The organism is Aquamicrobium segne (genome assembly GCF_042656785.1).
Classification (GTDB): domain Bacteria; phylum Pseudomonadota; class Alphaproteobacteria; order Rhizobiales; family Rhizobiaceae; genus Mesorhizobium; species Mesorhizobium segne.
In genome coordinates this window covers 1-20,450 of record NZ_JBHSLL010000055.1, presented here as the reverse complement: position 1 = coordinate 20,450, position 20,450 = coordinate 1, and the positions used below count along the sequence as shown (strand labels likewise).

The window sequence follows — 20,450 nt, the reverse complement described above, 5'->3', positions numbered from 1 at the left end:
GTGGGGTCACTGCGTGACAAATCGCGTAACCGTGGACCGCGGATGGTAAAGTTCGGCCCGTATCGAGAAATGGTCGCATCCCGCGACATTTGTCAGCTCTATTGCGGGAATGGCGTCGCGCCACGCCGCGGCCAATTCACAGGCCTGCCGGAAGAACTCGCCGCTCTCCTCGCTGCCGACAGCCAGGCGCAGCGTCAGATCTCTTACGAACGGCCGCAGGCGGGATGGGCTGATAGCCGCGATGTCTTCCACGCGCAAACCGAGCTTAGCATTGAGCGAGCTTTTCCTGATCGGTTCCAGGTCAAACATGCCACTGATGAGATTGGCGGAACGGATGCCAGATGCGAAGGCAGGATCGATCGCCGTCGTATCCAACGTCAGCAGCATAGCGGCGAGATGAGCGCCAGCCGAATGCCCGATCAGATGAATATCGCTCGGATCGCCTCCATAGTGCCTGATGTTTCGCCGAACCCAGAGAACCGCTTGGCTTAACTGTCTTACCTGAGACGGAATGCTTCCTCTCGGAACCAGATCGTAACCTGGAACAACCGTCACATATCCCGCCCCGCGCAGACCGGCGGAAACATAGGACGCCTCCTCGCGGCTATTCATGTGCCAGAACCCACCGTGGATATAAATCTGGACGGGCCGGGGATCGCTCCGTCCGAAGTGGTAAACGTCGAGCAGACTCCGCTCACCCTCAGCGTAGCGTATGTCGAACGCGCAATGAGTCGAAGCGCGAGCTTCGACATTCTGGTCCGCCCAGCGTGCCCGATATGCCTGCAGATTCGCAGCCGGCACACACTGGAAAACATCGTATTCGTGGTCTAGTTCAGCCTGGCTGAACTCCCGATAGACATTCATGGTGATCGACCTTATTGCACCCGCCGCCATGCTCTCCTCCCGGAAGCTCGTTTTGAAACGGCTCCGGGAGGGGCCTGCATTGGCAGGCGTTTAGCCATCAGTCCTGGAAGAGCTTCGCCGCCATGCGCGGCAGAGGATCGAGGATGGCCTTCGGTGGAACTGCCATCAGGTCGAGGACCTGCGTCCTGACATCGATACCGGGGGCAACCTCGGTCAGAACTAGTCCATCGGCCTGTACGTCGAACACGGCCCGCTCGGTAATCAGTTGCGCTTTCTGTCCCCTCTCCGCAACGTTTCGCATTAGCGGATAGGTTATCTCATCAGCCGTCTCCACGAATTTGCGAATGCTTCCCTCCCGCCGGACCTGAAGATTGCCGTCTTCGATCCCCACATCGAGGCCCGCGGTGGTAAAGGTCCCGGTGAAGAGCAGTTCGCGTGCGTTGTATGCGATATCAATGAACCCACCGGCACCCGGATTTGCTGCGCCGAACCGGCTGACATTGACATTGCCCGCACGATCGAATTGGGCGAAGGCGAGAACCGCCATCTCGCAACCACCGCCGTTGATGAAATCGAACTGCTGAGCGCCATCAATCAGGGCTTCCGGATAGAGGTTGGCGGAAAACTGCCAGCCGCTCGTCACCACGCCGCCGAAGGGACCGTGCTCAGTCGTGAAATTGTATTTCAGCAGCCCGTCATCGACAAACTCGCCGTCCTCAAGCATGACGGTCGGGACGTCGGAGGAGGCGCCGAACCCGAAGATGGTGACGACACCCGGCCTGACTTCGGCCTTTGCCCTACGCGCAATGATCTTGTCTGCACCCAGCGGCAACCGATGTTCAGGCTGATGGAGAAGTACCTGACCGCCGAGATAACGATCGTCATAAACCACGCCGGTCGTCATGACGGGGGCCGCTTCGACGACAACGTGATCGACCAGTTCTCCCGGCACGCGAACGTCGTGCGCCTTGCGAGAACGGCGCGGCACGATCTTGCGGACCTGTGCGATCACCCTTCCGCCAGATGCCTTCACAGCCAGAGCAAGAGCAAGAGCCGTGGACAAGATCGGTTCTTCCTCGAAGCTGAGATTGCCCTGCTCGTCGGCACTGGTCGCGCGAATAAAAGCGACGTCCAGCGGCCAGGTAGGATAATGGAGGTATTCACGCCCGTCGATGGTGTGCAATCGCACCAGATCTTCCTTGGCGCGCTCGGTATATTTGCCACCCTGCTGGCGCGGATCGATATAAGAGCCGATACCGATCGACGTTAGGTAGCCCGGCCCCCGTCGCGCAACTTCCCGGAGCCAGTGCATGGTGGCGCCAATCGGCCAGCAATAGGCTTCGATCCGGTTTTCCTTGATCAGTCGCATCATTTCGGGCCGCTTGCCCGTCGCCGGATTAACAGGGTTGATAAAGTTGCCGCAGACCACGCGCTTCATCAATCCCTCGATGGCGACGTGATCCATGCCCTTGATGTTTTGTGCATCTCCCACAGACACGGGAAAGAAGAAGGTCAGGTTGCGCGGTTCAGCGGTGTCGGTAAACCGCTTCGCCAACGCCTTGTAAAGTGTATCCGGCGTTACCCAGCCTATGACGCCGGCACCGGCAACAGTCTGGCCGGTGCGAATGTGCGCGATGGCCTCTTCCGCTGTGCAGATCTTGCTCATCACCGTTACTCCTGGAAGTGGATGATGTGCGTGCAAACACACACAATCTCGTCGTTCTGGTTTGTGATCTTCGCGTCGGCCCATAGCCGCTTCTTCTCATCGTCGGCCTTGACGATGCGGTAGGTCACGGTGAGCGTGTCGTTGATACGGACGGGTTTGGTAAAGCGGACCCGGTCGTATCCGTAGGAAACCGCCGGTCGACCGGTCCAGTCTAGATATCGCACGACGGCGCCGGAGACGTAGCCGACGAGCATCGAACCTTGCGCGACGCGGCCACCGAGACCCACGCGCTTGGCATATTCCTCGTTCATGTGGTTGGGATGGTTGTCGCCACTGATGCCCGAGAACGCGTAGATGTCGTATTCGCCGATGGTCCGCGAGTAACTCACTTCGCTTCCGATCAAAGTCGAGACGGGACCGCTATGATTGATCGTCGGTGGCGGATATTTGGACGTGGGAACGTGGTCTCCAGACATGCTTCTCTCTCCATGAATGAGTTGGAACTAGGCAGGAGTTGTCACTTACGTGACCTGACTTCCTCCTTCCTGCCCCTGGAACAAGATCATAAGGATTGCGCGACAACCACGTCCAATATATAATTAGGTCGATTTTTATATCGAGAAAGTATAATGCCTGACCTGCGTCACCTTCGTTATTTCGTCGCGGTCGCCGAGGAGTTGAACTTCACCCGGGCGGCGAAACGGCTGCATATCGCCCAGCCGCCGCTCAGCATCCAGATTCGGCAGCTGGAAGAAGAACTGGACGTCCCACTCTTGCTACGCACCCGCCAGCGTGTCGAGTTGACCGACGGTGGACGAGCCTATCTCGAACAAGCTAGACAGATTCTGCGATCTGTCGAAAACGCAAAGGTCCAGGCCCAGCGCGCTCAGCGCGGCGAGATCGGCCAGTTGGCGATCGGCTTTTTCGAGCACATGTCCTACACGCTTCTGCCACCCATCCTGCGCGCCTACCGCGAGCAATATCCATTGGTCGATGTCCAATTGCGCTGGTTTCCCGTCGTGGACCTGGTCGATGGATTGCTGCGCGGGGAAATCGACATCTCATTCATGCGCCCTGTCTCCGGATCGGAAGCCTTGAAGAGCGAGACTCTGTTGACGGAGCCTTTCATACTGGCGGTTCCGGCAGACCATCCGTTTGTCGGGCTCGATTCAGTATCCTTGTCGGACTGCTCTTCCGAGAATTTCATTATCTACAGCAGCAAGGTAGCGCCGGATTTTCACCGCACGATCTTCAATATGTGCGCCGAGGCCGGCTTTGAGCCGAGGATTGTGACCGAAGCCGCGCAGGTCTACACGCTGCTTGGACTGGTCAGCTCGGGCGCAGGTCTCGCCTTCGTCCCGTCTGGTGTCCGCCGTGTCCATTTCGAGCACGTCAAATACGTCTCGCTTACCGACACGAACGCCGAAATCGAGGTACAGCTCGCCTGGACCCGCACGCCGACATCTCTGCTCAGCGCCTTTATCGACACGGCGAAGGATTTTGTGCGCACGTTCGGGATCCCGTAAGCGCGGTAAGCCGGCGTAGGCTCTTATTCTCATCTGCAATTTTCCCTGTCTCCGAACGGAGAAACGGCAAGGCCATTGCCGGCGTTTCCGGCCATCTACAATCGTAGCACAAACACCTTCAAAATCTCATTATTGATATATTATAAACTATTGCTCTAATTATATTCATGATATATATGAATATAAATCAGCAACTTCGAGAGGAAAGGTTCAGCTGTGCAAAGCATTGACTTCGCTAACAGAATCGAGAAAATCCGAGCGCGCATGGAGGAAAGCGGGCTTGATGTGATGGTCGCTACTAAGCTGGGGAGCCGGCATTACCTAGCCGGCGCAATGATGCCCTGGCGCAGCGCCGTGGTCATTCCGCGCAAGGGCGAAGTGTTCGTGACGACGACGAGCATCGATTCCGAGCGTGTTGCCTATGATTCCTGGATCAAGAACATGCGGCCCTGGGAACTTGCGCTTCGTGGTCCCTCGATGGCTGAGGTTGTCGCAGAAATCGTCAGCGAATGCGGCCTGTCATCCGGTGTCGTCGGTCTGGAAACGGACGACCTGACTGTCAACGAGCACCATGAATTAAGCCGGCGTCTGAACGCCAGTCTCGAGGATGCGTCCTCACTGGTCGATTCCGTGATGCTGATCAAGGAACCTGCAGAAATCGAACGGATGCGCCGCGCCGCCGAAGTGTGCGATCTCGCAGCTGAAGCCGTCATTAAGTTCATTCGCCCCGGCGTCATGGAAACCGAGATCGCAGGGGTGGTCGAGCAGGTGACACGTTCGGCCGGGAGCCAATGGAATTGGGCCGTCACCGGCGGCACGGAAGTTGGCTCGGGCTATCGCCAGAGCTTCCCGAAAGGCTGGTCGCAGCCCGCCACCACCAAACGCGTCCAGCGCGGGGATATCGTCACCATTGATATCCATCCGCTGATCGACCTTTATTGCGGAGACCTTGCATTCAACGTATGCGTCGGCAAGCCGAGCGAAGAGCAGCGCAAGCTCGAGGCCGTCTGGAAAGAAGCCATCAACACCATGCTACAAAATATGAAGCCGGGTGTTGTCATCGGGGATGCAGCGCGCCGCACACGCAAAGTCATCAAGGCCGCAGGGCTGGACGAATTTGCCAGCAGCCTGTTGGGTCATGGCCTAGCGACAGATTCGCGTATGCCCCCCGTCGTTTCCGAGGTCAATGAGATGACCTTTGAGGAAAACATGTTCGTCGAACTGGTGGTCAACATCACAGTTCCCCGCGTTGGCGGTCTGCGAACCGAATCGATGGTCATGATCGACAAGAACGGACCGGACCTTCTGACACGTACTCCTCTGGAGCTCATCTGCGTCGATCCCTGATTGGTAAGCGCATATCCGGGCGTGGCGATCCGAACTTCGCCGCGTCTGGACAACCGGCTCAACGTCGTCGGACAGCGAAAAAGCCTCCGGGCATCTCATTAGGTCACTGGAATGTTTGGTAGAACATTTGGCTTCGGGCTTGCGCTAACGGCAATCCTGCTCTGGGCCCTTTTCAGCAATGTCGCAAAATCCCTGTTCCAGCAGGGGATGGGGGTCACCGAACTGACAGCGGTACGGATCACCGTTGCCGCCGCCCTCCTGTGGCTCGTTGCCCTGGCCTTTCGTCCGGCGCCGTTGCGTCTGGCAGAAGCGGGGCCAACACGACGACCGTTGGGCGACAGACTTCTGCTCGCGGCTTTCGGCCTGAGCCTCTGGGCAATGATGTTTACCTTCTATAAGGCGATATTTCATCTAGGCGTCGCACTTGGAATCATTCTCCAGTTTACCCATCCGCTGCTTATCATCCTATTCGGAGCCATCGTTCTCAAAGAGCGCTTCACGCCATCGGCTGGCGCTTCGGTGGCTTGTATCCTCGTTGGCGTCGTTCTCCTCGTGCAGTTGTTCGAAACACAACAGGTTTCCGCAAACTGGACGGGCATAGGCTGGGGGCTTGCCTCAGCCGTCGCAAACGCCGCTTATCTTGTCGTCGGCCGATATGTTCAGGAGCGATATCGAACCGGCCCTTCCCTCTTGTGGGGTTTCGGCATCGCGACCCTCCTGGCCATCGGCTGGGGCGCCGCTTTCGACCCGTTCCGGATCGACACCATCGTTGGCTCGGCGACTATGCTGATCAACAGCCTCGGGATCAGCCTGTTCGGAACCCTCGGTGCCTTCGCCTTGATGCTGCTGGCAACCCACTACATCTCCCCCCTCGAAGTCGGACTGACGTCCGGTCTAGAGGCAGTATTTGCCGGCCTGCTGGCAATGTGGTGGTTCGGGGAGACGCTCTCCGGCCTGCAGTTGACGGGCGCGGCACTAGTGATTGGTGGCGTGTCGATCACCTATCTGAAGGGCGTACATGCGCCATCGTCCGACACAGCAAGGGACTGCTAGTCAAAACGTAATTCGCGCCGCCAGGACATCCGCGGCGGCCATTTCTGGAGAAGCCCCATGAAGATGAAAGCCGCGGTGTTGAGGGAATTTGGAAAGCCGCTTTCCCTGGAGACGATAGATATCGACGATCCGGGACCGGGAGAAGTGCGGGTCAAGATCAAGGCGACAAGCCTTTGCCATACGGATCTGGAAGTCATCCACGGTCAACTCAATTTTCCCGTGCCGATCGTACTGGGGCACGAGGCAGCCGGGACGGTGGAGCGGGTCGGCGGCGGGGTCACTTCCGTTGCTGTAGGCGACCATGTGGTCCTGTCATGGAATCCGAGTTGCGGTCGCTGCTTCTATTGCGACCAGAGCCAGCCGATCCTTTGCGAGCCTTTCGTGGAAAATGGGCCAAAGGGCGGGCAATTCGACGGCACGACGCGTCTTCGAAGCGGGGAGACACCGATTCACAACCTGATGTACATGGGTTCCTTTGCGGAATATTGCGTCGTTCCCGCCCAATCAGCGGTTCCGATCCCGAAGGACATGCCATTTGACCGGGCGTGTCTTCTCGGCTGCGGGGTAATGACCGGCGTGGGTGCCGCGACCCGGGTCGCGAAAGTGACGTTTAGCGCATCGGTCGCGGTCTTCGGATGTGGTGCAGTCGGCCTCAGCGCCGTTCAGGGAGCGCGGCTTTGCGGCGCAAAAACGATCGTCGCCGTTGACCTGGATGATCGCAAACTGGAGATCGCCCGCCAATTGGGCGCCACGGCCGTGGTGAACGCCGCTACGGGTGACCCCGTCGAATTCATCCGCCAAGCGACCAACGGACGCGGTGCAGACTACGTTTTCGAATCCGCCGGATCGGAACGGGCGTTTCGCTCCACCATGGAGGCCGTGAGACCCAACGGCCAAGTCGTATGGTTGGGCAAGGTCAACGTCCAGCAGGACGTCTCTTTCCGTTGGGGAAGCCTGATGGGGGAGAAACGCGTCGTCCGCTCGAGCTATGGAGGTGCGCGCCCGCACCAGGATTTCCCCGCCCTTGCCCGCAGCTATCTCAGCGGCGAACTCAAGCTTGACGAACTGGTCACCAGGAATATCCGTTTGGAGGAAATCAACGAAGGCTTCGACGCATTGGCTTCCGGCGACGTCATCCGCTCAGTGATAACGTTCTAGCTGCCGGGATTTTCCCCAGGCGCAAAAAATACACTTTGATATATTACAAGCGGCATGTAAAAAGATCTAGAAACGTTGTTGTATCTATGGACGTTTTCGGGAGTGAAAAGGCAGAATATGACCAACAAAACCTCCGCCCAGCGCCGTAAGACGAGCAATGGGCCGTCGCTCGGCAGAAGTGCCTATTCCGAGCTCGAGGAGATGATTATCACGCTTCGACTCACGCCGGGATCGGTCATTTCTGAGGCCATGCTCATCCAGCTCTCCAAGCTCGGACGAACCCCGATGCGGGAAGCTCTTCAACGGCTGGAGCGGGAGCGCCTGTTGAAAATACTGCCCCGCCGAGGCATCATGGTCGCAGAAATCAACGTCGCCAGCCAAATGAAGCTCCTCGAAGTCCGCCGCCATCTGGAACGCCCACTGGCAAGGGTCGCCGCGCAGCGCGCCACGCAGAGCCAACGGCGGGAAATCCTGAAGTTCGTCGATCTCATCCAGGAGACAGTACAGAACGACGACGCAATCCGTTTCATCCGGATCAGCAAGGAAATGTATGCCAAGTTAATCGAAGCGGCGCACAATGAATATTTTGAATCCTTGAGTCTATTTCAAGGTCTTTCCCGGCGTTTCTGGTTCGCCCATCGGCGTAGCGGCCAAGATCTGAAGATACTCGTCGCAGCACATGTCGTGCGGATAACAGCTGTTGTCGATGGAAATGCCGGCGAAGCGGAGAAGGCGACGGATGCCCTTATGGACCAACTCGAAGAGTTCGCCCGCGCAACGCTCAACTATCCATCAGCCTTGCATTGCTGAAGTAGATTATTCGGCTTTCTGGCCTTTATCGACGTCGCAATCGGCTATCGCTGACGATACCGCCTCGTTACCGACGTCCTGACCCTAGCGGCTTTTCCACCGTAAATCGCTCATCTGGCTTAGTTATATGAGAAGCCCCGTGCCCGGGTGCAACGACATCGCCTTCACCCACGACCTGATCGACGGTATCTGCAGCAGGCGAGTGGACAGTTGCTCTTCACGGCGGCCCCGGCGATTGAGCTCTGGCAGGCGAGGCGGTATCGGCTGTTGAAAAGCTGGCGATCTGTTCGAGCCGCATGTCGACATCATCGTCAAGGGCACGGCCGACTCTTTGCCCTAGAACACGCGAAATGCCGGATGAAAACGATGGTCAGTCCGGCGTTGGCACGGTGATAGTGCATTTCTGGTGTTTTCCGGTCTGCCTGGCCGTTTCGAGGCAGGCGGAAATCTCCCCACTGCTGGCGTTGTAAAACCGGCCGCCCCATTTCATTTTCTCGACTTCAAGAGGATCGTCCGCCCTGATCATCGCATAGCCGGCGCTGATGCGGTCTTGGCCCATGACAATACTGGCAATGTGGCTGTCGGCCGAAAATGGTAGGAAGCGCGGCAACAGAAAAACCAAGAATACGCCGACAACAACGCCGATACAGGCCGCCATCCACACGCGGAAATCCTGATCCTTCCGATGAAAGGCGCTTCTGTTATGGGAGGCAAAAACGCTGCTAATGCGCTCGAGGTCGGACGCCTGCCGCTCGAGTTGCTGCACGGCGGTCCTCACCAGACCCTCGCCGCTGCGCTCGAGCGCCGCCGTATAGTGCTGCGCGCCCTGTCGGAGAATGGGCGATTGCTCTACGCCGTGCATCCGCTCCGCAACATTATTGAGCGCCTGCACGAGCTGGGCAAGCTGGGGCTTGTAGTCCTGCGCCGGCTCGATCTTTTCGAGCTGGTCGAAAGCCGCTTCCAGCCCCCGCCGCATCACGGTCATTTCCGCGCCGATCTGCGCGCCCTGCGTCTCGATCGTGCGCCGTAGCGCGTCGAACGCGGCGGCTGGGTCGCCGGCGTCCTCGTCCAGTACTTCCGGCTCGATTCCTTCCCTGTCGTCGTCCAGCTCCGCCATGTTCTCCGTGCCTACCTTTCCATACCGATGCCCCGGCTAAGCCGGTGGCCGCGTGTCATTTCGTCTTGCAGCGCGCGGGCAATGGTCTGCTCACGGCGAAGCTCCTGCCCGATTCCAAGCTCCTGCCGGTGATTGCGCAGGATGGTATCGACCTGCGGGTCACGCTCAAGACTCTTGGTCATGCCGTTCATATGGCTTTCGACCTTGGCGCGGGCCTCGTCGTGCTGCCAGCCGCGAAGCTCCCGGCGCTGCCCCTGTAGCTCCTGCCAGCGTTCAACGAACCGCTCGGCCCTAATATTCGGGTCCTGCAGCGCGGTGTTTTCGCGCTTCATCCCGTCGATAACATGGGCGACACGCTCCCGGCCGGAAAGCTCGGTCATAGCGCGCGCCGTCGCCGGGTCGTTTTCCAGCGTCAAGCGCATCAAATCTTTCATGCCGCCGCGCACCTGGTCGAGCTGCTGGCCGGCAGCGCGCATTTCCTGCCGTTGCATGTCAAGAACGAGCAGGCCCTCGCGCCGGTGCTGGTCGATCGACTGATAGGCCCGCGAATAGCGGTCAACGGCCGCCTCAAGCGGCGACGGTCCCCGCGCCCGCTCGGCCAGCCGGTCGGGCGCCGGCCGCAAGCTCCCTTCCCTTTCCGGCCGCTCTGTGCGGTCCTGCGAGGGGGCAGGGCGCGCATTGAGCTTGAGGCCGGCGAACATACCGCGCCGCTGCTTCTCGGCCTGCTGCGGGCCTTGTCTGTCGATCTGCGGGCCGGCCTCGCCGGCGCGATCCTGCTGCGGCCCCTCGGCCGCCGCGCCGCGCCCGAGTTTCAGGCCCTCGAACCGGCTGCGGCGCTGCTGTCGATCGCCGGCGAGATCCGCGCCGACTTTTTGCGAGGATCTCGGCGCGCGGTCCTCGATCCGCTCCCGCTCCGCACGTAGCCCGGCCGCCCGCTCGGCCGGAATCTCGATCTCGCTGCGGACGCCCATTTGCTCCGCGATCCCGCGCCGCTCGGCAAAGTCGCGGGTATAATCGAGCGTCGCTTCCTTCACGCCCGACCGGGACAGGCGGCGTTCTAGCTGGCTATAGGCCAGCTCGCCGGCGTCCTGAACCTTCCATGTGTTCCGGTGCGTCTGCGTCCCATCCGGCAAGGTGACGGGGGTGGAACCCTCATGCTGTAGGCCGATCTTCTCCCCGATCTCGGGCGCGGCCTCCTTCATGGCGCGCTCAAGATCGACGCCCCAAAGGGTGCGGCGCTCGCCCTTGTCGTTTTCCAGCGTCACGAAATAGCTGCCGGATTTCTGCGGGTCATGCTCGAAGGGCGCGGCCCCATGCTCGACCAGCCGGCCGGCATTGGTGAACTCGTCCTGTGCCGCGTAGAGCTGCACACCGTCACGATGCCGGGTCATGGCGACATAGGTTAGATGCCGGTCCATCGTCCCCGACGCCATCACATAGGCCCGATCGACCGTCGCCCCCTGATTTTTGTGAATCGTCGTCGCATAGCCGTGGTCGATCGCCTGATAATCGCCCATCGGCACGCTGATGCTATCGCCCCGGTCCAGCGTGGCGACGATCCGACCAGGCTCGACGGCCTCGACCGTGCCAAGCATGCCGTTCTTCACGCCAAGGTCGCCGTTGTTTTCGAGGAACACGATGCGGTCGCCCGGCGCAAACTCTCGGCTACCGTCATTGGTCTGGAAGGTCAGGCCTTCTCCAAGAGCACCACGCGCCTGCTCGCCCTCGGACAGCCCGCGGCTGCGGTCCTGTAGCTCGGCCCGGATCGCGTCATTGATCGCCCGAACATCGGCCCGGCGATGCGCCATCGCAACCCGGGTGCCGTCCGGGCGCTCGTCGCGATCGGCAAGATAATCGCGCACGATCTGGCCGCGCGCGTCCTCGCCCGTCTCGGCAAAGCTGATATTGCCATGATCCCGATAGGCCGCCAGCCCCTCGGCCGTCCGGTGCGTGGCGAAGTCAACGGAAGCCTCCCGCTGCCAGTCCACGCGCTGCCGGCGAATCTCGGAAAGCTCGGCATGGCCGATTTCCTCCGTGATCGCCCGGAACGGTGCGCCGGCCCCGATCGCCTGCAACTGCTCATGGTCGCCTACAAGGACGATCTTCGCCCCGCGCACTTCGGCCTCGCCAACGAAGCGGGCGAGCTGGCGGCTCCCGACCATGCCGGCCTCGTCGATCACGAACACGTCGCCGCGGCCGAGTGCATAGCGGTCCCCACTATGTGGGTTGTCCCAACTGCGGGACCATGACGCGAGGGTGCGGCTCTGGATGCCGGAAGATTCCTCCAAGCCCTCGGCCGCCTTGCCCGACAGGGCCGCACCGTGAACCTGATAGCCCTCGGCCTCCCATGCCTCGCGCGCTGCGGCGAGCATGGTGGATTTGCCAGCGCCGGCATAACCGACAACGGCCGCGATCCGCTCCGGCCCGGTGATATGCTCGATCGCCCCGCGCTGCTCGGCCGACAATCCCGCCGTCATGTCGCCGCTGCTGCGCTGAATGGCGGCGTCCTGGGCCGCTATGGCGCGCTCGACATGCCTGCGATCGACGCCATGACCATGTGCCTCGTGCATCCGTTGCGCGCTCTCGATCATGCCGGATTCGATCTCGACCATTTCCCGCGTCGAATAGCGGGCAAGCGCGATCTCGCCCGTTGCCGGGTCGATCCGCTCGGCCTGCAACTCGACCAGCGCCGGCGAGGCCATCACCTTCGCAAAGGCGTTTCTGAACTCCTGCGGGTCGTCGTTGATGTAGCGATGCAGCGCCCGCGCAACGTCGTGCCGGTCGAACACGCTCTTTTCGCCGGTGATGAGGGTTAGAACCTGCTCGGGCTTCTCCCGGATCAGCTCGGCATTACGCCGGGCCGCTTCCTCGTCCAGCCGCGCCCGCGACACGTCGAGGCCGCGCCGCTCCATCTGCGTGGCATGGACGCCCATATGTTCCGTGGGCGCGATCTCAAGGCCGCGCTCCATGTGCGAACGATGGTCGATCCGAATATCTAGCCCGGCCATCGCCAACCGCTCGTTGGCGATCCCCTCCCACCTCTGGCGAAGGTCGCGGAGCTGCATATCGGTCGTCGGCAGGTCGTGCGCCAACAGCCATTTGTTTTCGCGCTCAAGATAGGTCTTGTCGCCTAGACCGTCCTCCGTCACCTGCCGCGTTGTCATCATCACATGGGCATGGTGATTGCGAACGTCGCTGGCGTCGTGCGGCGCATGGATGGCGAAATCCACGGCCGCGCCGTAGCGGTCGGCCAATTCCTGCGCGAACTCCCGCGCCGCCTCTAGCCGCTGCTCGGCCGAAAGCTCATGCGGCAAGGCAATCTCGAACTCCCGTGCAACGCGGGCATCCTTCCGCTTCTCGGCAAATTCGGCGGCGTTCCACAAGTCCGACCGATCCCGCGCCCAATCGGCGTTGATGCCTTCGGGCAAGACGATCTCGGCATGTTCAACGCCCTGCTTGGCCGTGTAGTCGTGCGTGATCCCGTCGCGCTCGTTGGTCAGCTTCTCCCCGGCACGATAAGCCATTGAGGCGACGGCGCTACGGCCGCTCGCTCTCGAGACTGGCTTCATGCTCAAATGGTAGATCGCCAACCCGTTGCCTCGATCCCGTTTCAGCCTTTCCCGCCAGCCTCCAAGCTGGTGGCGCGCTGAGTTGCGAAGCAACTCGTAAGTGCGCCCTTCTCAACTCAATCGCTTCGTTCTTTCGTCGATCGGTGTGGCGCTTGCGGCAAAGTTAATGCAATGAGTTGAGGCCACGATTTTGCGGCAAAAGAGGCGAATATGCAAGGTCGAGCAAGATACTAAGACCCGAAACACTTTAGCTGGACGTGTCTTCGTATAATCTGGCTGCCAGCGAAGGGAAAAGAAGATGGCAAATGACAATAGTCCGGCATTGGCGCTGCTGATCGACGGTGACAATGCTTCGTCCAAGATCGTCGCCGGCCTTCTCGCGGAAATCGCCAACTATGGAACCGCCAGCGTCAAGCGCATCTATGGCGACTGGACCAAGCCGAACCTCAACGGTTGGAAAGAGTGCCTGCTGGAACACTCCATTCAGCCGGTTCAGCAATTCGCCTACACGACCGGCAAGAATGCCACCGATGGCGCAATGATTATCGACGCTATGGACCTGCTCTATACCGGCCGCTTTTCCGGCTTCTGCATCGTCTCAAGCGATAGCGATTTTGCCCGCCTCGCCGCGCGCATCCGCGAACAGGGCGTCACCGTCTATGGCTTCGGGGAACGCAAGACGCCCCGCCCCTTCATCACCGCTTGCGACAAATTCGTTTATTTCGACGTGCTCAATGCGACCGGGGAACAGAAGGAAGCGGAAGCCGTCGCCGTGCCCAAGGCCGCCGTCGCCAAGCCTGCACCAACGAAAGCCGCGCTCGATCGTGCTGCCCTCGACATGCTGGCGAAAGCTGTCACCGCCTCGGCCGATGAAGACGGCCGCGCCAATCTCGCCCGCGTCGGCGCGCACCTGGCGAAGCAGTCGCCCGATTTCGACGCCCGCAACTTCGGCTTTCCCCGCCTCTCCGAACTGGTCGAGGCGTCCGGCATAGTCGAGGTCGAGCGCATTGGCGACAACCCCAAAATCATCATGGTTCGCCTCAAGGGTGAAGCGACCGCCCGCACCACGAAATAGGAGGGAACGAGATATGGCACGCAAGACGATCGAACAAAGGCTGGCCGAACTGGATGCGCAGCGTTCAGCTCTCAAGGCCAGGCTGTCGAAACAGGAACGCGCCAATGATACCCGCCGCAAGGTGTTGCTCGGCGCGCTCGTCCTCCATCGCCTTGACAACGTCAAGGATGAGGAATTTTCCCGTCGCCTCCGCGAATGGCTCAAGCGCGAGCTGCCCGGCTTTCTGACACGGCCAGGCGACAAAGACCTGTTTGACAATTTGCTCGCCGCAGCGCCGGCAACCGGAGAAGGAACGCGCAACGCCGGGGAGGCCGATTCATGAGCCAGGCAACGCTTGCATGGGCTGCCTTCAAGAACATGCTGCGCGCGGCCGGCCGTGATCCCCTATGGGCTTTTGTAGCTCTCATCTCCCTGCCCTTCCGCATATGGCAAGGGCTGCTGAAAGCCCTGTTCATCCTCATCGTTGCCCTGTTCGTCATCGGCTTTGGCGGCCGGTTCTTCCTCGAACAACAGGGCTTCGGCCCCGGCTCGGTTCCCTTCATCGCGCTCGATCTCATCACGCTGCTGGTGCTGGCCGCCCTGGTCTTCCGTTTCCTCACCAATCCCCTGATTACCCATTTCGGGGATATGGAAGGCGAAACCCACGGCTCGGCCCGCTTCGCCACCAACAAGGAAGTCGCGCCCCTCACGCGGTCCGATTCCGGCCTGCTCATCGGCCGCGACGGCAAGACCGGAAAGCTCCTGCGTTATGACGGCCCGGCCCATCTGCTGACGATGGCACCCACCAGGACCGGCAAGGGCGTGGGAACCATCATCCCGAACCTGCTCACCGCCGACCGCTCCGTGATCTGCATTGATCCCAAGGGCGAGAACGCCAAGATCGCCGGCCGCGCCCGCCAGCAATTCGGGCCGGTCCACGTCCTCGACCCCTTCGGCGTCACCGGCCAGCCCTCGGCCGCCTTTAATCCGCTCGACACGCTCGATCCGGCCGGCCTCGATGTCGCGGAAGATGCCAGCACCCTTGCCGACGCCCTCGTGTTCGATGAACCCGGCATGGCCGGCGAAGCGCATTGGAACGAGGAAGCCAAGGCGCTGATCGCCGGCATTATCCTCTATGTCGTGTGTCACAATGCCCATGAGGACCGCACCCTTGAAATGGTGCGTTACTGCCTCACCGCCGCCCCTGACGCCTTCCTCACGATGCTGAAGGACATGCAGGCCAGCACGGCGGCGCGCGGCCTGATCGCCCGCGCCGCAAATCGCCATCTGGCGAAATCCGACCGCGAGGCGGCCGGCGTCCTCTCGGCCGCGCAGCGCCATACCCATTTCCTCGACAGCCCCCGCATTGTCGATGTAACGGCCCGCTCCGATTTCCGCTTTGCCGATTTCAAGCGCCGCAACGCCTCGGTGTTCCTCGTCCTGCCCCCCGATCGCCTGTCCACCTATTCCCGATGGCTGCGCCTGCTCGTCGCGCAAAGCCTCACCGACATGGCCCGCGATCCCGCCAAACCCGCCGCCCCGGTCCTCTATCTGCTGGATGAGTTCGCCGCCCTCGGCCACCTGGCTCCCGTAGAACGCGCTATGGGCCTCATGGCCGGCTATGGCGTCCAGCTCTGGCCCATTTTTCAGGACGTCCACCAGCTCCGCGCCACCTACGGGCAGCGCGCCGGCACCTTCCTGTCAAACGCCGGCGTCCTTCAGGTCTTCGGCGTCAATGACCACGACAGCGCCCGCCTCGTCTCCGACCTGCTCGGACAGGAAACCGTGGTGTTCCAGACCATAAGCCGGGCGCTCGATTCCGACAGGTCTGGAATCTCCTATGGCGAGCAACACACCGCCCGGCCGCTACTCACCCCTGATGAGGTCCGCAACCTGCCCGGACATGCCGAATTGCTGTTCCTGGCCGGGCAACGCCCGATCGTCGCCGGCAAGCTCGCCTATTATGCCGATCCCGAATTTAAGGGGCTGTTTGATGCCCCATGAAGCCCTCGGCCATCTGCCCGACAATAAGCGGCGCGAGCTGGAGCGGGTTGCCCGCATCCTGTTCGATGAGTTCGAGGATGCCCAAAAAAACCAAGCTCTCCGACAAGTACAAGAACGGCCGCATCCTCATCGCCGCCACCTGGGGGCCGCGCGTCAAGGACGATGCCCGGTTCTGGCGGGAACTGTAGGTGAGAGCATGGCGATGATCGAAGAAACCACGGACATCATGGATACGCTGGCTTTCACCTCGGTCTGATCCTAAAGAGCGACGAAAGGGACCGGCATCGCATCGCCCTAGCCTATCAGGAAGTTCAAACGCTGGCCGCGTCGATCCCCTTGGATAATGGCGATGCCAGGCCCCGGGTTACAGCGTGTTTCGAACGTTACGAGACCTATCGGACCACCGGGGCTTTATCACTGGCGGCCCTCCGGCTCTCTACAGCGCAATGGGAAACCGCGTTCCCGGGCCGGGGGCGGGATAAGGAGCGCTGAGCTACGGGCTTATGCGGCCTCGGCAATATCGAGCCGAACGGAAAGCCCAGCCTGGCTCGCCAGATTGATGAGCGTATCAAGGCTGAAATTCGTGATCCGACCGCGCAGCAGATCATTGAGCCGGGGCTGAGTGATCCCCAGCCGGCGCGCAGCCTCGGCCTGGGTAACGCCCCAGCTCCGCACGCGCTGCTCGATCGCGATAAGCAGATTGGAACGCATGGTCATGTTCGCGGCCTCGGCCGGCGTGTCTTCCAGTGCATCCCATACATTCGCAAAGCTCTGACGTTCCATCGTCACGCCTCCGCTAGATTTGCCGCAACCGGGTCGCAGCTAGGTCCAAATCCCGTTTCGCCGTCTGCTGCGTCTTCTTCTGGAAGGCGTGCAGCACATAAACGGTATCCTCTATCTTGGCGATGTAGAGCACCCGGAAGATTCCGGCTTCGTCGCGGATGCGGATTTCCCGCACCCCCTGCCCTACGCTCGTCATCGGCTTCCAATCGCTCGGTTCAATCCCTTGCTGAACCTTGTGCAACTGAACGCCGGCCTCTTTCCGCGCCGTCTCGGGGAAATCCCTCAACTGCTCAAGGGAGTCCCCGAGAAATTCGAGCTGCTTCATATCAGCCATTAGTCCTTTATATCAAAACCTGTATAGACCGACAAGCGAAACCGCTCACCCCTCCCGCTCAACAAGTGCGCTCATGGCCCGCTCGATCGTCTCGGCAAGCGTGATCTCATGGCGGTCGGCATAGGCATAGATCGCCTCAAGGGTATCGGCGCGCAGGCGGGTCGCAAACTGCTCCGTGCGGCCTGTCTTGCGTCGCGCGCGTCGTGTTGGCCTGGTGGGTGCTGTCAGCTCGAAATCCGGTGTCTTCGGCGTCTCGCGGAATCCGGCCGCCCTAGTGGCCGCTTTGATCGCGTTCGGATCAAGCGGGGGGGCCACTGCCGGCGTCTCCAGCTCATCGCCAAAATCCAACGTGGCTCGTTTCTTTTCTTCGCTGGTCATGCGGCCGCTCCCCTAAAAGCATTGATAACGGCCTGCGCAAATTCGCGGGCGTTCTCCTTAGCGCTGTCGAGGCCGGAAACATCGGACGTTTCCAGCTCGTGAAGCGTCCCGCCCAAGGAAAACAACGTACGGAAGGCCGCTCGATCTATCAGCGTTGCCGAAAGAGCCGGGATCGCTGCATCGGAAAACTGCCGATCTATATCCCGCGCCGTGCGCTCTCGGATGGCCGGGGGAACGCGCGTAAAAAACACCCGATAAGGGATTTCCCGGTTCGCTACGCGCCACATTTGGCGCACCAGCTTGACCGATTTTGCGGCCTCGGCCGCGTCGAGAACCGAACTTTGCAGCGGAATGAGTACCAAATCCGACCGCGCGACCGCGAAGCCGATCCGATCCGTTGCGGTGCCCTCAAGGTCGACGATGACAAAATCTGCCGCTGCGCGCGCATCTTCGATGGTGTCGATGATGGTTTCGGCCGAGTCATCAACTATGATCCGGAGCGCTTCGGGCAGCGCCCGAAGCCGCGACCAGGCTTCAAGCGGTCTATTTGGGTCCGCGTCGATCAACGCGACCTTGCGCCCAGCGGCGGCGAGTTCACCGGCCAGCACAACGGCAGAGGTCGTTTTGCCAACGCCGCCCTTGCTCGAAACAAACGAAATGACGGCCATGTTCCCTCCAGTTATCCGCTAGAAAGCAGAATGTTAGCAGCTTTGTCTTTATAGGCAGTTAACTAGCGGATTGAAAGCGGCTTAATAAATTTATAGCTGTTTACCAGCTGCTAGAGATTTACCGCCGCCCTCACCACTTACTCCCTCTCGAAAGCCCATAGGACGGTTGCCGCAAGCACGAGCGTTGCGGATTTGCTGTGAGGTTTCCGCTTGCCGATCCGCTTTATACGCGGATTGGAACCGCCGCAGGGCCTCGTTAGAGGCCCGAACAGCGGCGTCCGCTTATGTTTTCATATTTAGATAAAGATCAGACAGGGATTCAGTCCGGATGGCGGACTCACGCTTATTCACTGATTTTCCAAGCTTGATTAGGGCTTCCGTGAGAGCGGGATTGTCCGAATCCATACGCATCCGGTCTTCCATCGGCAAAGATGCCCGGTAGGCGGCTATCGCATCGGCCCAAACCTTCTGTTCCTGACCGTGATCGTCAGGCGGGGGAGGAGTCTTACCAAACCGCCCCAGGAGCTGGCGGGCCTTCTCCGGCAGGGATAGGCGATAGGCATTGCTCGCCTGCTGTACCTGGGGGCCGCTCTCGTTGCCGGTCGGCTCGTAGCGCCGCAGCCAGTCGAGGAAGCCATGCGCGCGCAGGTTCTTGAGCGCCCGGACAACGGCGTCACGCGAACGCCTAATTTTACCCATGATCGTTTCTATGGACGGCTCTAGCCGGCCGGTCTTGAAATCAACCAGATTGACGAAATAGCGGAGAACTTGAAGGGCGACGGGTCCGAGCGGCCCGTTCCGCTCACCTGGCCCTTTCTGCTCATCGTAACGATATGCCGCGTCCATCAGCATGACCATTTCCCGCCGCGTCGTCGGCCGCCATATCTGGCCCTCCGATCGACCCTTGAAATGGCTGTGCCGGCGAACCGGCGTCGGGCATCGCTCGGGGGGAGGGGGCATGACCAGGCCAAGCCCGGCCTGTGACGATCCCCGCCACGCCGCCCGGCGCTCTTGGGCGAGCGTGGAGAGCTGGCCCGCGTCTTCCTCGGAGAGCTGGCCGGCGCTGTAGCGCGCCCATACCTCTCGCATGATTTCATCAAGCGCGTGCCCGCGCGCGCAGCCGATCGCGGCCGCGATTTGCGTCCTCAACATATGCCCTTCATCCTTCCATTTGGGCGGACATGACGATGTGGATGGCGGGCAAAGTTTCACCGTTCCCGGCAAGACTCACTCTTGCCGGGTGGCTCACTCTCGACTATGTTGGGAGCTGCTTAGGTGGCCTCCAAACATAGCCGCTGCCGTAATCCGAAAACCCCTTGCCGCTGCGAACGGCTAGGGGTTTTTCATTTCATGCCCTCGACGTTTCTTTCTCGATCAGCAACCTCAATGCTTCTTCGATGATCGGCGCACGACCCGGTACGCCACGGCGCTCCTTAATCCGGTCGATTGCCTCGACCAGATCACCCGGAACGTAGGTATTCAGCGCCACGCGACCCGCCGCCGCTTGCCGCGCCCGATGGGCGGCAACGTCCTTCCGAATCTTTTCCGTGTTCTGCTTCATACTTACAAGTAAGCAGCCAATTCCCGCGATTCTGCAACCCCTTATGTCTAAGGCGCGGAAATATCGCGCAAATCGGCGGCCGTAGAGAACGACCAGCACGGCCTCAACGCCGATTTGGGGCCGATCCAGCAAGCGCCCGGTAGAGGGTGGCGCGATGCACGCCCAAGAGCCGGGCGATCTCGGGCACTGATTTTTCCTCCCGGTCGATGAGCTGGCGAGCGTGCGCGATCTGCTCGGCCGACAGGGCAGGGGAGGGGCCAAACCGCACGCCTCGGGCCTTCGCCGCGATCCTGCCCGCGCTCGTGCGCTCCACGATCAAGGACCGCTCGAACTCGGCCATGCCGGCGAACACGGTCAACACCATGCGCCCGGCCGGCGTCGTCGTATCGGCCCACGGCTCGGCCAGGGAGCGCAGGCCAGCGCCGGCCTCCTTGATCCGCTCCGCGATCGCCAGAAGATCGGCCGTCGATCGGGCGAGGCGGTCTAGCCGGGGTCGTTTGCGGGAGGGGGCGAAATCCTACGCTAAGCCGAGAACGCGCTTCCCATAGTCCCTGAGTT

21 protein-coding genes are annotated in these 20,450 nt (G+C 60.9%); 9 read left to right on the top strand and 12 right to left on the bottom strand.

Translation table 11 applies throughout. From position 1 onward, the window contains the following. Window positions 1–6 precede the first annotated feature (6 nt). The 3 genes from ACFPLB_RS14560 to ACFPLB_RS14550 form a co-directional block, all read right to left on the bottom strand. Window positions 7–894, bottom strand: a complete 888-nt coding sequence (locus ACFPLB_RS14560) for an alpha/beta hydrolase (protein WP_378230907.1) — start codon at window positions 892–894, stop codon at window positions 7–9. 67 nt (window positions 895–961) lie between these two features. Further along, window positions 962–2,530 carry a CoA-transferase gene (locus ACFPLB_RS14555; protein ID WP_378230905.1) on the bottom strand — a complete coding sequence of 523 codons (1,569 nt, stop codon included), beginning with the start codon at window positions 2,528–2,530 and terminating at the stop codon, window positions 962–964. A gap of 5 nt (window positions 2,531–2,535) precedes the next feature. After that, on the bottom strand, window positions 2,536–3,006 hold the full coding sequence (locus ACFPLB_RS14550) for a MaoC family dehydratase (RefSeq protein ID WP_378230903.1): 471 nt from the start codon (window positions 3,004–3,006) through the stop codon (window positions 2,536–2,538). 153 nt (window positions 3,007–3,159) lie between these two features. On the opposite strand from ACFPLB_RS14550, the gene ACFPLB_RS14545 reads away from it, so the two are divergent. The 5 genes from ACFPLB_RS14545 (at window position 3,160) to ACFPLB_RS14525 (ending at window position 8,424) form a co-directional block, all read left to right on the top strand. Continuing rightward, a complete protein-coding gene (locus ACFPLB_RS14545) occupies window positions 3,160–4,056 on the top strand; it encodes a LysR substrate-binding domain-containing protein (RefSeq protein ID WP_378230901.1) in 897 nt (298 codons plus the stop codon). Between the two features lie 216 nt (window positions 4,057–4,272). Further along, window positions 4,273–5,403, top strand: a complete 1,131-nt coding sequence (locus ACFPLB_RS14540) for a M24 family metallopeptidase (RefSeq protein WP_378230899.1) — start codon at window positions 4,273–4,275, stop codon at window positions 5,401–5,403. 111 nt (window positions 5,404–5,514) lie between these two features. Then, complete coding sequence (locus ACFPLB_RS14535) at window positions 5,515–6,456, top strand: EamA family transporter (RefSeq protein WP_378230897.1); 942 nt, start codon at window positions 5,515–5,517, stop codon at window positions 6,454–6,456. A gap of 57 nt (window positions 6,457–6,513) precedes the next feature. Next, a complete protein-coding gene (locus ACFPLB_RS14530) occupies window positions 6,514–7,614 on the top strand; it encodes a Zn-dependent alcohol dehydrogenase (protein ID WP_378230896.1) in 1,101 nt (366 codons plus the stop codon). 117 nt (window positions 7,615–7,731) lie between these two features. Next, window positions 7,732–8,424 (top strand): GntR family transcriptional regulator, encoded by a 693-nt coding sequence (locus ACFPLB_RS14525; protein WP_378230894.1) that lies wholly within the window; start codon window positions 7,732–7,734, stop codon window positions 8,422–8,424. Between the two features lie 370 nt (window positions 8,425–8,794). On the opposite strand, the gene ACFPLB_RS14520 is transcribed toward ACFPLB_RS14525, so the two are convergent. Both ACFPLB_RS14520 and traA read right to left on the bottom strand, forming a co-directional pair. Further along, window positions 8,795–9,541 carry a DUF6118 family protein gene (locus ACFPLB_RS14520; protein WP_378230892.1) on the bottom strand — a complete coding sequence of 249 codons (747 nt, stop codon included), beginning with the start codon at window positions 9,539–9,541 and terminating at the stop codon, window positions 8,795–8,797. Between the two features lie 11 nt (window positions 9,542–9,552). Continuing rightward, window positions 9,553–13,131 carry a Ti-type conjugative transfer relaxase TraA gene (traA, locus tag ACFPLB_RS14515; protein ID WP_378230889.1) on the bottom strand — a complete coding sequence of 1,193 codons (3,579 nt, stop codon included), beginning with the start codon at window positions 13,129–13,131 and terminating at the stop codon, window positions 9,553–9,555. A 277-nt stretch (window positions 13,132–13,408) separates the two neighbouring features. Here traA and ACFPLB_RS14510 point away from each other — a divergent pair, with 277 nt between their 5' ends. Genes ACFPLB_RS14510 through ACFPLB_RS14495 form a run of 4 tightly spaced genes read left to right on the top strand, consistent with a single transcriptional unit; the run spans window position 13,409 to window position 16,424 of the window. Further along, on the top strand, window positions 13,409–14,185 hold the full coding sequence (locus tag ACFPLB_RS14510) for an NYN domain-containing protein (RefSeq protein ID WP_378230887.1): 777 nt from the start codon (window positions 13,409–13,411) through the stop codon (window positions 14,183–14,185). Window positions 14,186–14,198: 13 nt separating this feature from the next. Continuing rightward, on the top strand, window positions 14,199–14,507 hold the full coding sequence (locus tag ACFPLB_RS14505; RefSeq protein ID WP_378230885.1) for a mobilization protein: 309 nt from the start codon (window positions 14,199–14,201) through the stop codon (window positions 14,505–14,507). Continuing rightward, a complete protein-coding gene (locus tag ACFPLB_RS14500) occupies window positions 14,504–16,168 on the top strand; it encodes a type IV secretory system conjugative DNA transfer family protein (protein ID WP_378230883.1) in 1,665 nt (554 codons plus the stop codon). The genes ACFPLB_RS14505 and ACFPLB_RS14500 overlap by 4 nt, the downstream gene beginning before the upstream one ends. After that, window positions 16,158–16,424 (top strand): hypothetical protein, encoded by a 267-nt coding sequence (locus tag ACFPLB_RS14495; RefSeq protein ID WP_378230881.1) that lies wholly within the window; start codon window positions 16,158–16,160, stop codon window positions 16,422–16,424. Before ACFPLB_RS14500 ends, ACFPLB_RS14495 begins: the two co-directional genes overlap by 11 nt. Before the next feature lie 245 nt (window positions 16,425–16,669). Here ACFPLB_RS14495 and ACFPLB_RS14490 read toward each other — a convergent pair whose 3' ends face one another. The 7 genes from ACFPLB_RS14490 to ACFPLB_RS14460 form a co-directional block, all read right to left on the bottom strand. Then, window positions 16,670–16,951 carry a helix-turn-helix domain-containing protein gene (locus ACFPLB_RS14490; protein WP_378230879.1) on the bottom strand — a complete coding sequence of 94 codons (282 nt, stop codon included), beginning with the start codon at window positions 16,949–16,951 and terminating at the stop codon, window positions 16,670–16,672. A gap of 13 nt (window positions 16,952–16,964) precedes the next feature. After that, window positions 16,965–17,276, bottom strand: a complete 312-nt coding sequence (locus ACFPLB_RS14485; RefSeq protein WP_378230877.1) for a type II toxin-antitoxin system RelE/ParE family toxin — start codon at window positions 17,274–17,276, stop codon at window positions 16,965–16,967. A gap of 54 nt (window positions 17,277–17,330) precedes the next feature. After that, window positions 17,331–17,663, bottom strand: coding sequence for a stability/partitioning determinant (locus ACFPLB_RS14480; protein WP_378230875.1), 333 nt, complete (start codon window positions 17,661–17,663; stop codon window positions 17,331–17,333). Continuing rightward, window positions 17,660–18,331 (bottom strand): AAA family ATPase, encoded by a 672-nt coding sequence (locus ACFPLB_RS14475; protein ID WP_378230873.1) that lies wholly within the window; start codon window positions 18,329–18,331, stop codon window positions 17,660–17,662. The genes ACFPLB_RS14480 and ACFPLB_RS14475 overlap by 4 nt, the downstream gene beginning before the upstream one ends. A gap of 282 nt (window positions 18,332–18,613) precedes the next feature. After that, window positions 18,614–19,483: a helix-turn-helix domain-containing protein gene (locus ACFPLB_RS14470; RefSeq protein WP_378230871.1), complete on the bottom strand. Its 870-nt coding sequence runs from the start codon at window positions 19,481–19,483 to the stop codon at window positions 18,614–18,616. Between the two features lie 196 nt (window positions 19,484–19,679). Further along, the gene (locus ACFPLB_RS14465) at window positions 19,680–19,892 is read right to left on the bottom strand and encodes a ribbon-helix-helix protein, CopG family (RefSeq protein ID WP_378230869.1); all 213 of its coding nucleotides are present in this window, start codon (window positions 19,890–19,892) and stop codon (window positions 19,680–19,682) included. 103 nt (window positions 19,893–19,995) lie between these two features. After that, the gene (locus ACFPLB_RS14460; protein ID WP_465251481.1) at window positions 19,996–20,328 is read right to left on the bottom strand and encodes a recombinase family protein; all 333 of its coding nucleotides are present in this window, start codon (window positions 20,326–20,328) and stop codon (window positions 19,996–19,998) included. Between the last annotated feature and the right edge of the window lie 122 nt (window positions 20,329–20,450).